The organism is Thermoactinomyces sp. CICC 10735, from assembly GCF_016055175.1.
Lineage (GTDB): Bacteria > Bacillota > Bacilli > Thermoactinomycetales > Thermoactinomycetaceae > Thermoactinomyces > Thermoactinomyces vulgaris.
Window position 1 is genome coordinate 49,675 of the sequence record NZ_JAECVT010000007.1, and the last position, 12,820, is coordinate 62,494.

Annotated in this window: 11 protein-coding genes, 1 rRNA gene and 1 riboswitch; all 12 genes read right to left on the reverse strand. The window is 50.8% G+C overall.

The genetic code is table 11. The annotated features are described in order from the left end of the window. Positions 1-5 precede the first annotated feature (5 nt). Positions 6-1,556: a bifunctional phosphoribosylaminoimidazolecarboxamide formyltransferase/IMP cyclohydrolase gene (gene purH / locus I8U23_RS13100; RefSeq protein WP_049719584.1), complete on the reverse strand. Its 1,551-nt coding sequence runs from the start codon at positions 1,554-1,556 to the stop codon at positions 6-8. A 33-nt stretch (positions 1,557-1,589) separates the two neighbouring features. Continuing rightward, positions 1,590-2,165, reverse strand: coding sequence for a phosphoribosylglycinamide formyltransferase (gene purN, locus I8U23_RS13105; RefSeq protein WP_037996205.1), 576 nt, complete (start codon positions 2,163-2,165; stop codon positions 1,590-1,592). Then, positions 2,156-3,199, reverse strand: a complete 1,044-nt coding sequence (gene purM, locus I8U23_RS13110; protein WP_198051120.1) for a phosphoribosylformylglycinamidine cyclo-ligase — start codon at positions 3,197-3,199, stop codon at positions 2,156-2,158. The genes purN and purM overlap by 10 nt, the downstream gene beginning before the upstream one ends. Continuing rightward, positions 3,196-4,620 (reverse strand): amidophosphoribosyltransferase, encoded by a 1,425-nt coding sequence (purF, locus tag I8U23_RS13115; protein WP_037996212.1) that lies wholly within the window; start codon positions 4,618-4,620, stop codon positions 3,196-3,198. The genes purM and purF overlap by 4 nt, the downstream gene beginning before the upstream one ends. Beyond that, positions 4,584-6,866 carry a phosphoribosylformylglycinamidine synthase subunit PurL gene (gene purL, locus I8U23_RS13120; RefSeq protein ID WP_370526955.1) on the reverse strand — a complete coding sequence of 761 codons (2,283 nt, stop codon included), beginning with the start codon at positions 6,864-6,866 and terminating at the stop codon, positions 4,584-4,586. The genes purF and purL overlap by 37 nt, the downstream gene beginning before the upstream one ends. After that, the gene (purQ, locus tag I8U23_RS13125; RefSeq protein WP_049719582.1) at positions 6,856-7,539 is read right to left on the reverse strand and encodes a phosphoribosylformylglycinamidine synthase subunit PurQ; all 684 of its coding nucleotides are present in this window, start codon (positions 7,537-7,539) and stop codon (positions 6,856-6,858) included. Before purQ ends, purL begins: the two co-directional genes overlap by 11 nt. Position 7,540: 1 nt before the next feature. After that, the gene (gene purS / locus I8U23_RS13130) at positions 7,541-7,792 is read right to left on the reverse strand and encodes a phosphoribosylformylglycinamidine synthase subunit PurS (protein WP_037996215.1); all 252 of its coding nucleotides are present in this window, start codon (positions 7,790-7,792) and stop codon (positions 7,541-7,543) included. Further along, positions 7,785-8,504, reverse strand: coding sequence for a phosphoribosylaminoimidazolesuccinocarboxamide synthase (gene purC / locus I8U23_RS13135; protein WP_037996219.1), 720 nt, complete (start codon positions 8,502-8,504; stop codon positions 7,785-7,787). The genes purS and purC overlap by 8 nt, the downstream gene beginning before the upstream one ends. A gap of 60 nt (positions 8,505-8,564) precedes the next feature. Further along, positions 8,565-9,863: an adenylosuccinate lyase gene (gene purB / locus I8U23_RS13140; RefSeq protein ID WP_037996220.1), complete on the reverse strand. Its 1,299-nt coding sequence runs from the start codon at positions 9,861-9,863 to the stop codon at positions 8,565-8,567. Between the two features lie 16 nt (positions 9,864-9,879). Then, on the reverse strand, positions 9,880-11,079 hold the full coding sequence (gene purK / locus I8U23_RS13145) for a 5-(carboxyamino)imidazole ribonucleotide synthase (RefSeq protein ID WP_232335544.1): 1,200 nt from the start codon (positions 11,077-11,079) through the stop codon (positions 9,880-9,882). Further along, positions 11,076-11,564: a 5-(carboxyamino)imidazole ribonucleotide mutase gene (gene purE, locus I8U23_RS13150; RefSeq protein WP_037996222.1), complete on the reverse strand. Its 489-nt coding sequence runs from the start codon at positions 11,562-11,564 to the stop codon at positions 11,076-11,078. Before purE ends, purK begins: the two co-directional genes overlap by 4 nt. Before the next feature lie 102 nt (positions 11,565-11,666). Continuing rightward, positions 11,667-11,768: riboswitch (purine riboswitch) on the reverse strand. A gap of 862 nt (positions 11,769-12,630) precedes the next feature. Continuing rightward, positions 12,631-12,745 (reverse strand): 5S ribosomal RNA (rrf, locus tag I8U23_RS13155). Between the last annotated feature and the right edge of the window lie 75 nt (positions 12,746-12,820).

Below are 12,820 nucleotides of genomic sequence, written 5' to 3' on the forward strand. Positions count from 1 at the left end.
AATGATTAATGTTTAAAATGGCGAATGCCTGTGAACACCATGGCAATGCCGTGCCGGTTGGCTTCTTCGATGGACTCTTCATCCCGGATCGATCCGCCCGGTTGGATGATGGCAGTCACCCCAGCTTCGGCGGCGGCTTGTACCGTGTCCCTCATCGGGAAGAAAGCATCCGAAGCAAGCACGGATCCTTTGGAATCCTCTTTGGCCTGCTCAATGGCAATTTTCGCCGAACCAACCCGGTTCATCTGCCCGGCACCGACACCCACCGTCCGGAAATCTTTCGCCAACACAATGGCATTGGATTTGACATGTTTGACGACTTTCCAGGCAAACAACAATTGCTCCCATTCTTCTTCACTGGGTGCACGGTCTGTCACCACTTGGCATTCGTCTTTCGCCAAGCCCTTGAGGTCTTCTTCCTGTACAAGAAGTCCTCCGCCGATTGATTGCAATTTCAGCGGAATGTCCGCTTGTCCTTGCGCCGCTTCTGCCACGGTTAACAAACGCAAATTTTTCTTCGTTTTCAAAATCTCAAGGGCTTCCTCCGTAAAGGCCGGCGCCAGGATGATTTCCAAGAAGATTTTTTTCATTTCCACCGCCGTTTGGGCATCCACCGTCTGATTGGTTGCGACAATGCCTCCAAAAATGGATACCGGGTCGGCTTCATACGCTTTTTGATATGCCTCCAAAAGGTTGGAACCCAGTCCCACTCCGCAAGGATTCATATGCTTGATTGCAACGACGGCCGGCTGGTCAAATTCGCGCACCAGTTCCAAGGCGGCATTGGCATCATTGAGGTTGTTGTAAGACAGTTCTTTTCCGTTCAGTTGTTTGGCTCCGGCCAAAGTATGGCTGTGGTTGCCAAAGGTTTTTTTGTAGAAAGCCGCTTTTTGATGCGGGTTTTCCCCGTAGCGGAGCGATTGTGCTTTGGTGAATGTCATCGTCAGTTGTTCCGGGAACGGATTGTCCAGCAACTGATTAAAGTATCCGGCGATGAGCGCATCATAATAAGCCGTATGGTTAAAAGCTTTCGCGGCCAGATATCTTCTGGTTTCCAAGCTGGTGCTTCCCTGTTGCGACAATTCCCGGTAAACGCGGTCATAATCCTGAGGATCGGTCACGACTGTGACATCTTGATGATTTTTGGCCGCGGAACGAAGCATGGAAGGGCCGCCGATATCGATGTTTTCGATGGCATCTTCCAACGTTGCATCCGGATTTTCAATTGTTTTTTGAAAGGGATAAAGGTTGACGATGACCACGTCAATGGTCCCGATCCCGTTTTCTTTCAATTGCTCCAGGTGGGAAACGGCGTCCCGTTTGGCCAAAATCCCGCCGTGAATTTTGGGATGTAAGGTTTTGACCCGGCCATCCAATATTTCCGGAAACCCGGTGACTTCCGAGATATTTTTGACAGGAATCCCGGCTTCTTTTAATAACCGGCAGGTTCCTCCCGTTGAGATGATTTCCATATCCAAGGATGCCAGTTTCTGCGCGAAATCGACGATCCCGGTTTTGTCCGACACACTGATCAATGCGCGCTTTGCATTTGCCAATGTTCTGCCTCCCTTATCAGCTGTACTGTTCTTCTAATCCCCGATTTCACCGGCAATCCATTTTTGAACAACTTCGGGATACAACCGGTGCTCTGCCTGATGCATTTTTTCCTCAAATGTTTCCAGAGTGTCCCCTTTTTCAATAGAAACCGGGACTTGTGCCAAAATCCGTCCGGTATCCATTCCTTCATCCACCAGGTGAACCGTGACGCCGGACACACACACCGGATGGCGGTAGGCTTTTAATATGGCATCTTTTCCGGGAAATGCCGGCAACAAAGACGGATGGATATTGATTATCCGGTCGGGATATGCCTCAAGCAAAGTCGGGCCAATCAACCGCATATATCCTGCCAGCACAATCCGGTCAATCCCATGTTCCTTTAACACCCCGAGCAGCCATCTTTCATAAGACGCTTTATCGGCAAATTCCTTGGGGCTCCGTTGAATGGCCGGAATCTTCAACCGCTGGGCACGCCCGATCACACCGGCTCCCGGCCGGTCGCAAAACAACAGCCTGATTTCATCTGCCCAAGCGTGCTTGCGGGAATGGTGGACCAGTGCTTCAAAGTTGCTCCCGTTTCCGGATGCAAAAATGGCTACACCCACTTTGCATCCCCTCCTGCCCACCGGACAGGTTGTGTTCCGCTCCCGATGTTTCCGATCACCCAAGCCTTCTCACCAAGTTGCCCGGCAGCTTGAAGCACCGCTTTGGCCTCTTCTTCGGGAACGATCAGAACCATGCCGATTCCCATGTTGAATGTTTGGTACATTTCTTCAATACCAATGGCTCCTTCTTTTTGAATCAAGGAAAAAATCGGCGGGATCTCCCATGAAGACCGGTCAATCACGGCACAGGCCCCCTCCGGCAAAACGCGGGGAATATTTTCCACAAACCCGCCTCCGGTGATGTGGGCCATGCCTTTGATGGTAAATTCCCGGAGAAGCGTCCATATGGTTTTTACATAAATGCGGGTCGGGGTGAGCAACTCTTCGCCCAAGGTTTGTCCCAGTGCCGGAATTTCTTCGTGAAGCGAATGTTTTCGGTCTTGAAGCAGCACTTTCCGCACCAGGCTGAACCCGTTGCTGTGGAGTCCGCTGGAAGCAAGCCCGATCAAGACATCGCCTTCTTGAATGTCCTTCCGCGGCAAAAGATCTTTCTTCTCGGCAACCCCCACTGCAAACCCGGCAATATCATATTCTCCCGATGAATACATCCCGGGCATTTCTGCTGTTTCTCCCCCGATCAACGCACAGCCTGCCTGTTCGCATCCATCGGCGATCCCCTTGATCACTTGTTCGGCCTGTTCGGGCAAAAGGCGGCCGGTTGCCAAATAATCCAGGAAAAACAAGGGCTCTGCCCCTTGAACAATGATATCATTCACACACATGGCCACACAATCCACGCCGACGGTGTCATGTTTGTCCATCATCATGGCAATCAAAAGTTTGGTCCCGACGCCGTCGGTTGCCGATACCAACACCGGCTCCTCATAAGGCTTTAAGGCAAACAATCCGCCAAATCCGCCGATGTTCCCCAACACTTCGGGACGCATGGTTCTTTGCACATGCTTTTTGATCCGTTTGACAGTCTCATTGCCGGCTTGGATATCGACTCCTGCGGCCTTGTACGCTTGACTCATGATTTCCCCTCCAATGCCAGTCCCTCTTCCACTTCGGTCGGATATTCACCGGTGAAACAAGCCAGACAGTGCCCGTGGTTTTGATCGGATGAAGTGTATCCAATGGCATTCAGCATTCCCTTGGCGCTGAGAAAAGCCAGCGAATCGGCGCCAATCTCTTTGCAAATTTCATCGATGCTTTTCACCGCCGCCACCAACTGTTTGCGGTCCGGCGTGTCAATTCCGTAAAAACACGGATTTTTCACAGGAGGGGAACTGATGCGGACATGAACTTCCGTGGCGCCCGCTTCCCGCAACATCCGTACAATCCGGCGGCTGGTGGTGCCCCGGACAATCGAATCGTCCACCATGACGACTCTTTTTCCGGAAACCACACCCTCCACGGCGCTTAACTTCATCCGCACGCCTTGTTCCCGCAATTCCTGGCTCGGTTGAATGAAAGTCCGTCCGATATAGCGGTTTTTAATCAATCCCAACTCGTACGGAATGCCTGTGGCTTCGGCAAACCCGATTGCCGCTGAGGTGCTGGAATCCGGCACCCCGGTCACCACATCCGCTTCCACCGGTGCTTCTTGCGACAAGATTCTTCCCATCCGCTTGCGGGCCGCATGCACATTCACCCCGCGGATCAAACTGTCCGGACGGGCAAAATACACATATTCAAATGCGCAAAGCGCGCGTTCTCTTTTTCCGGCAAACCGGGTGGTTTTCATCCCGCCGTTCCGGTCGAAAACAATCATCTCCCCCGGTTCGATTTCTCTTACCAATTCTGCGCCGATCACATTAAACGCACAGGTTTCGGATGAAAAGACATGAGCCTCTCCGATTTTCCCCATGGCAAAAGGACGAAGGCCGTGCGGATCCGAAGCGACGATCAATTGATCATTGGTCAGGATGAGCAAAGCATAGGCGCCGACCACTTGCTTCAGGGCTTCTTTGACGGCTTCTTCCAATGTCGGGGCTTTGGAACGGGCAATCAAATGGGCAATGACTTCCGTATCGGATGTGGTTTGAAAAATGGATCCTTCTTTTTCCAGTTGCAAGCGCAACCGTTTGGCATTCACCAAGTTGCCGTTGGTCGCAATCGCCAATTTGCCCGACGAAAAATTAAAGACCAAGGGTTGGGCATTTTCCAATCCTGATCCCCCGGAGGTGGAGTACCGGACATGGCCGATGGCGGTGGTTCCCTTTAACCCTTTCAAATTCGCGGAATCAAACACTTCGGTCACCAGCCCGGTCCCCCGTTTGGCAAACAATTCCCCGTCCTCAGCGGATACAATGCCGGCACTTTCCTGCCCCCGGTGTTGCAAAGCGTGCAAGCCGTAATATGTGAGCAGCGCGGCATCCGGATGTCCGATGATCGCAAAAACACCGCATTCTTCGTTTAACTCATCGAAGTCGAAGATGGATTCATCGCGCATGAAATGGCAGCCTCCCATCGTTTGCTCAAAAGATCAACATCTTGGTGAATAACACCGCGCCCGTTTACCGAGACCTTCAACTTACGTTCACCGGTCACTTCCCCGATTTTGCGGCAAGGAACTCCGTATTGGCGGGCAATCTCCTGAATCTGACCCGCATTTTCCGGGGAAGCGGTGATCAAAATGCGCGACTGACTTTCACTGAACAAACAGACGGCCGGTGCCAAGTCAGTCTCCACGGAGACGGTTGCCCCTTTTCCGCCGGAAATACAAGATTCGGCCAGAGCCAAAGCCAAACCGCCTTCGGACACATCATGCGCCGATTGGACGTATCCGGAACGAATGGCTTGAAGAACCGCTTTTTGCACAGCCTGTTCTTTCTGAAGATCACATACCGGCGGCCGGCCGCTGACCAAGCCCGTGATCAGATGTTGCAACTCGCTTCCTCCCAATTCGGCATAAGTGTCCCCCAGGAGAATAATCACATCCCCGTCGTTTTTAAACGCTTGCGTCGTGATATGCTCCCGCTTTTGGATCAGCCCGACCATTCCCACCACCGGAGTCGGGTAAATCGGATTTCCTTTGGTTTCGTTGTATAAGCTGACATTTCCGCCAATAACTGGGGATTCAAGCACGCGACAAGCCTCGGACATGCCGTCAATCGCCTTGGACAGCTGCCAATACACTTCCGGTTTTTCCGGGTTTCCGAAATTCAGGCAATCCGTGATGCCCAAAGGCTCAGCCCCGGAACAAACCACATTTCGCGCCGCTTCACTGACGGCAATTTTTCCTCCCTGAACCGGATCAAGGTAAACATAACGCCCGTTTCCGTCGGTGGACATGGCCAAGGCTTTCTCCGTCCCGCGAAGAATGACCACCGCGGCATCCGATCCCGGCCGCACCGCCGTGCTGGCACGCACCATGTGGTCATATTGGCGGTAAACCCACTTTTTGCTTCCCATGTTGGGGGAAGAAACCATCTGCAAAAGCGCTTGCCCGGGATCAATATCTTTCAAGTCTTCTTCCGGTTGGACCGAGGCATTTTGCACATAATATTCCGGGACTTTTTCCTCCCGGGTATAAACCGGAGCATCATCCACCAACGTGTTGACAGGAATGTCGGCAACCAATTGATTTTGGGAATAAATCCGGTAACGATCCCCTTCAGTCACCTGCCCGATCACGGCGGATTGCAAGCCCCACTTCTTGCAGATGTTCATGATTTCTTGCTCCCGCCCTTTTTCCACCACCAGAAGCATCCGTTCCTGGGATTCGGAAAGCATGATCTCATAGGGGGTCATTCCCTTTTCGCGCTGGGGAACCAGATCCAGATTCAGTTCCAATCCGTGCCCGCCTTTGGCCGCCATTTCGGCACTGGAACAGGTGAGTCCGGCGGCGCCCATGTCCTGAATCCCGATCAACATTTCCTTTTTCACCATTTCCAAACAAGCCTCAAGCAGCAGCTTCTCCATAAACGGATCGCCGACTTGAACCGCCGGACGTTTTTCCCCGGCCGATTCATTCAACTCTTCACTGGCAAACGTGGCTCCGTGGATCCCGTCCCGTCCGGTGCTGGAACCGACATAAATCACGGGATTTCCCGGACCAATGGCAACCCCTTTTTGCAACTCGTCATGATTCAAGACACCCACGCACATGGCATTGACCAACGGATTGCCGTCATATGCATCGTCAAAAACGACTTCCCCGCCCACGGTCGGGATGCCGATGCAATTTCCATAATGGGCAATCCCGGCCACAACTTGTTCAAACAGATAACGGACCCTCGGGGAACGCAAATCGCCAAACCGGAGCGAATTTAAAAGCGCAACGGGTCTGGCGCCCATGGAGAAGACATCCCGGATGATGCCGCCCACCCCGGTTGCGGCCCCCTGGAACGGTTCAATGGCTGAAGGGTGATTGTGACTTTCGATTTTAAAAACAACGGCTTGGCCATCATCAATGTCGATCACCCCGGCTCCCTCCCCGGGCCCTTGAATCACCCTTGGGCCCTGGGTCGGAAACCGCTTCAACAACGGTTTTGAATTTTTATAACTGCAGTGTTCTGACCACATGACACTGTAAATCCCTGTTTCCGTCCAGTTCGGCAAACGTCCCAGATGCCCGGCAATTTGTTCAAACTCCTGATCCGACAGCCCCATCTCCCGGTATAATTTTTTCTCCTTGATCACTTCCGGGGAGGGTTCATTGCCCAACTTCTCGATCACTTTGTTCTCAAGCTGCACCGCCATTCTCCTTCCCGTATTTCAACATCGATTGAAACAGGCGTCTTCCGTCTTCGGATCCCATCCACTCGTGAATTGCCCTTTCCGGGTGGGGCATCATGCCCAGCACGTTTCCTTCCCGGTTGCAAATGCCTGCGATGTTTTGCACGGAGCCGTTGGGATTTTCATCCGCATAACGAAACACAATCTGCCCGTTTTCTTCCAACCTGGCGAGGGTCTTTTCATCACAGTAATAATTGCCTTCCTGATGCGCGATCGGAATCCGGATCCGTTCACCTTCCTGATACTGCATCGTAAACGGGGTTTTGGCGTTTTCCACGCGCAGGGTCTGAAAATCACAGAGAAAAGAAAGGTTTTTGTTTTTCAACATCGCTCCCGGCAACAATCCGCTTTCCAGCAAAATTTGAAATCCGTTGCAGATGCCGATCACCAGTTTTCCGTCTGCCGCTGCTTTTTTGACACCTTGCATCACCGGGGAAAACCGTGCAATGGCACCGGAGCGCAAATAATCGCCGTAAGAAAATCCTCCCGGCAAAATCACGGCATCATAGGAAGACAAATCCGATTCATGATGCCATACCGGTGTCACCGGTTCGCCCAATACGTCTTCAACCGCATGGATACAGTCCATGTCACAATTGGATCCGGGAAATACGGGAACCGCAAATTTCACGTCAGGACACCCTCTCCACTTCAAAGGTATAATTTTCGATCGTTGGATTGGCCAACATTTTTTCACACATCGCCTGAACCTGTTTTTCCGCCTCTTCCCGGCTGTCGCATTCCAGCATCATCTCCAGGCGCTTGCCGATGCGGACATCGCTCACTTTTTGAAACCCGAGGGAATGCAGTGAACTTTTGACGGCCACTCCCTGCGGATCCAGAACACTTTCTTTCAGCGACACGAAAATTTCAGCTTTAAACATGGCTATCCCCTTCCAAACGATTCCAAATTTTTTGATAAGATTCCACAACCTGGCCGAGATCACGGCGAAAACGATCCTTATCCAGACGCTCCCCGGTTTCTTTATCCCAAAAGCGGCAAGTATCCGGTGAAATTTCGTCCGCCAACAATATTTCGCCCTTTTCATCCGTTCCAAATTCCAATTTAAAATCCACCAGCACAATTCCCCGTTGATCCAACCATTCCGACAAAAAGCGGTTTACCTTTAAAGCCGTCTCTTTGAGCCGGGCTCTTTGCGCAGGGGTCGCCAGATTCAAAATGGCCACGTGGTCTTCCGTCAAAAGCGGGTCCCCCAGCTCATCGTTTTTGTAATAAAACTCCACCACCGGTTGCGGCAGGATTTTTCCTTCTTCCAGCCCCAGCCTTTTGGCCATGGAACCGGCCACCCGGTTTCTCACCACCACTTCCAGCGGGATGATGTTCACCTTTTTCACCAGTTGCTCGCATGCGGAAACTTCTCTTACAAAATGATGTGGAATGCCTTCTTTGGTTAACAATTGAAAGAAGAAGGAACTGATCCGGTTGTTCAATTCGCCTTTGCCTGAAAGCTCAGCCCGCTTCTCACCGTTAAAAGCCGTTGCCGCATCCTTGTAGCGCACCAGAACCAAGGAAGGGTCACCGGTTTTAAAAATTTGCTTGGCCTTTCCTTCATATAACATCTCCAAGGTATCCATTGGCCTGCTCCTTTCAAAGGAAGGTGGGAGGGAAGCCGGAAAACCGGCTTCACCGCGAAATCAATCATCCAATCCCAACCGGGTGAAAATCGTGTCCACTTGTTTTAAGTGGTAACGGTAATCAAAACAATCTTCCACCTCTTCGGGGGTTAATGTCCGGGAAATCAACTCGTCTTGTTCCACCAGAGGCTTAAACGGACGCTGTTCTTCCCAAGCCTGCATGGCCAAACGCTGCACACGGTCATAAGCCTCTTCCCGTTTCAATCCTTTATTGATGAGACTGAGCAGCACCCGTTGCGAATAAATGAGCCCGAAGGTCCGTTCCATATTCCGTTTCATATTTTCCGGGAATACGGTTAAATCACGAACGATGTTGGTGAAACGATTCAACATATAGTTGAGCAAAATCGTGGAATCCGGCAAAATCACCCGTTCCACCGATGAATGGGAAATATCCCGTTCATGCCAGAGAGAAACATTTTCATATGCAGAGACCATGTGTCCGCGAACCACTCGGGCCAATCCGCTGATGTTTTCACAACCGATCGGATTGCGTTTGTGCGGCATGGCCGATGATCCTTTTTGTCCTTTGCGGAAGGGCTCTTCCACTTCCCGGGTCTCGCTTTTTTGCAAACCGCGAATCTCGGTGGCAAACTTCTCCAGCGATGTGGCAATCAGGGCCAAGGTGGAGACGTATTGCGCATGACGGTCGCGTTGCAGGGTTTGCGTCGAAATCGGGGAAGGTTTCAACCCCAGTTTTTCGCAAACATATTTCTCCACAAAGGGATCAATATTGGCATACGTTCCGACCGCCCCGGAAATTTTTCCGACCCGCACGGTCTCCATGGCTTGCACGAAGCGCTCTCTGTTTCGTTTCATCTCTTCCAGCCACAGGGCCATTTTCAATCCGAATGTGGTCGGTTCGGCATGAACCCCGTGGGTGCGCCCCATCATGACGGTGTATTTATGCTCTTTGGCTTTTTCTTTCAACACCTCAATCAAACGGTCCAGGTCTTTCAGCAAAATTTCATTGGCTTGCTTTAAGAGATAGGAAAGCGCCGTATCCACCACATCGGTGGAGGTCAATCCGTAGTGGACCCATTTGGATTCCGGGCCCAATGTTTCCGCCACTGCCCGGGTGAAGGCCACCACATCATGGCGCGTTTCCTGTTCAATTTCATAAATGCGGTTCACATGAATTTCCGCGTTTTTGCGGATCTGTTTGACGTCTTCTTCCGGAATGACGCCCAATTTGGCCCAAGCTTCGCAGGAAAGGATTTCTACTTCCAACCATGCTTGGTATTTGTTTTCTTCGGTCCAGATTTGTCCCATCTCGGGTCTCGTATAACGTTCAATCATTGCTTTTCCACCTTTTTTAAGAATCTCTATTATAAATAACCTTTTTTTCTTGTTCCGTCAAAGGAGGCCAAATTCCGCTCCCGTCCATCCACTGAACTGCTTCTTCCATGGACCGGCCGAGCAAGGTCAGATGCCCCATTTTCCGTCCGGGCTTTGCTTCTTTTTTTCCGTACCAATGCGGCTTGATACCCCCCGGGAGCCGGGGAAAATGACTCCGGAACATTTCCATGTGCTCGCCGAGGAGATTTACCATCACAGCCGGCTTTACTTGCTCTGCCGGTCCGAGCGGCAACCCGGCAACAGCGCGGATCAACTGTTCAAATTGTGAAGTCAGGCAGGCATCATAGGTGTAATGGCCGGAATTGTGAGGCCGGGGAGCCAGTTCATTCACCAGCAGCCTTCCGTCTTCCATGCAAAACATCTCCACTGCAATGAGCCCGACAACCTCCAAAGACTCCGCGATTTGCTTTGCCCAATGGACGGCCTGTCGGATGACGGAATCGGAAACAGGAGCCGGAGAAACCGACAGATGCAAAATATGATTGCGATGCAAATTAACAGCCGGCGGAAAAGCTGCCATTTCTCCGTGAATACTCCTGGCAACGACCACCGAAATTTCTTTTTCAAAAGGAACCCATTCCTCCAAAATGAAGGGTTTGCCTTCTTCAAACAGTCCGGCCGGCAACCGGTCCACATCGTCCAGGGAATGCAAAATCCACTGTCCTTTTCCGTCATACCCGCCGGTTGTCGTTTTGAGCACGACCGGCCATCCCAACTCTTCCACTGCTTGCATGAGATCCTGAAACGTATTCACTTCTTGAAAACGGGCCACCGGGACGCCCGCTTCCCGGAGCGCTTTTTTCTCCCTCAACCGATGCCGGGTGGTTTTCAGCAACCGGCTTCCCTGGGGGAGCGGTTTGATCTTTTCCAGGTATTCGACCACTTCCGGAGGGATGTTTTCAAATTCATAAACAATCAAATCGCATTGTCCGGCCAGTTTGGCCACAGCATCCCAATCGTCATATTTAGCCGCAATATGCCGGTCTGATGCTTGCGCTCCCGGACAATCGGGATCGGGATCCAGGGTCACAAAGTGAAAGCCCATCTTTCTCCCTTCATTAATGACCATTCTTCCCAATTGCCCCCCGCCTAAAATACCGACGGTTTGACCCGGAGAGATCAATGCTTGCGGTTTTTCCTTCAGGTATGAATTCAAGCAAGATCACTCTCCTTCAATACCCGCTCACGGATCTGCTCCCTTCGCTGCTGCAGGCGTTTGCGAATTTCCGGATCTTTGATGCCGAGCATTTCCGCCGCCAGCAATCCGGCATTGACCGCGCCGGCTTTGCCGATGGCAACGGTTGCCACCGGAACGCCTCCCGGCATTTGCACGATGGACAACAAGGAATCCAATCCATTCAGGGAAGAAGTTTTGATGGGAACCCCGATCACCGGCAACACGGTTTTGCTTGCCACCATGCCCGGCAAATGGGCCGCTCCCCCTGCCCCCGCAATAATGACTTGAATGCCTCTGTTTTCGGCTTCACTGGCATATTGAAACATTTCATCCGGGGTACGATGGGCAGATACGACTTTGCTTTCATAACTGATTCCCAATTCGTCCAACACTTCACATGCATTTTTCATTGTCGGCCAATCTGAGGTGCTCCCCATAATCACTCCGACTTTTGCCTGATCCATGGTTCCTCTCCTTTTCAAAAAGATAAGCCTAAACAGCAGGTTTTCTGAAAAAGGGCATGAGAAAAACTACTGCTTAGGCTCATCTTCTCTCAAGAAGATCCCAAACAAACAGTTTTTTCTCATAGCCGGGAAATTTACGGTTTCCTGGTAGAGACGCTCAAGCCATATTCCTGAGCATATATGAGAAAACAACAGCTATTCAATTCACTCTCAGTGTAACAGGAAACCAAGGAACGCGTCAATATAATAAACGAACATTTACGGTTAAAAAATTTCATCTCGTTCGTGTTTTTTATCATAAATCTGGTGTTTCAAGAAAAAAAGAGGCCTCTGACAACACAAAATCCGTAAAAACCTTGTTGGGGATCCGCTTGATAAGAAACAGTCGTCTCGTTCCGTTTCCATTCGTTGCAAAAACATCCGGATTTTCTTTTCTATATTTGTACCGCCCGCCTGCGTCTCGTATGTAAAATCTTTCACTCCCTCTGAAAAAACAGATGCCGGTATGGACGTATCGGCCAAAGACGTTGCCAAATTCCTCTCATACCCGTTTTTAAACCGGCTTTCCGGATGATTGAAATTTTTTAATCCATATCCGTCCTGAACCAAGAGGCAATCATTCTGCATCCGCATCCTCTGGCGGAATAAATGATTCCGGATTTTTTGACCGGTTCTTTCATATTTTCTGCAGATCCGGGCAGAAAACACCAAGCCATTCGTGTTAAATATACATGCATTCAACCTGATAATTTGTTTGCTTTCTTTGATTCCTGCATTACGTATTGAAAATTCACGCATTCAATCCTTTAGCTGAACCAGATGCCTTCAACGTTTTGGTTTGCAAAGGAAAACCCGTTCATCTATCTTTTCCTGCCATCCTTTCCACAGCTTTCGTCAATCTTTGCCCATCATCACTTTATATGGGAAGACATATGTTTCAGGAAATACATATGACCATAAATGCCCCCATTCCCTCTCATCCATAGCAAAAGAAGAAAAAAAATCAAAACAAGCATAAAAAAACCACCTTCAGCATGATTGCTGAAGGTGGTTCGGGTGACAATTCGCCTGGCAACGACCTACTCTCCCAGGGGTCATCCCCAAGTACCATCGGCGCTGGAGGGCTTAACTTCCGTGTTCGGGATGGGAACGGGTGAATCCCCTCCGCTATGGTCACCAGACAATTTGATTGGCGTGCCCTGGAAGATTCGAACTCCCGACCTTCTGATCCGTAGTCAGACGCTCTATCCAGCTGA

Bases quoted from the DNA above. Each gene is read 5' to 3' on its own strand.
- purM (WP_198051120.1), bottom strand. From the start codon at position 3,199: ATGAGTCAAGCGTACAAGGCCGCAGGAGTCGATATCCAAGCCGGCAAT.
- purF (WP_037996212.1), bottom strand. From the start codon at position 4,620: ATGCGCGATGAATCCATCTTCGACTTCGATGAGTTAAACGAAGAATGC.
- purS (WP_037996215.1), bottom strand. From the start codon at position 7,792: ATGTTTAAAGCTGAAATTTTCGTGTCGCTGAAAGAAAGTGTTCTGGAT.
- purC (WP_037996219.1), bottom strand. From the start codon at position 8,504: ATGGATACCTTGGAGATGTTATATGAAGGAAAGGCCAAGCAAATTTTT.
- purB (WP_037996220.1), bottom strand. From the start codon at position 9,863: ATGATTGAACGTTATACGAGACCCGAGATGGGACAAATCTGGACCGAA.
- purE (WP_037996222.1), bottom strand. From the start codon at position 11,564: ATGGATCAGGCAAAAGTCGGAGTGATTATGGGGAGCACCTCAGATTGG.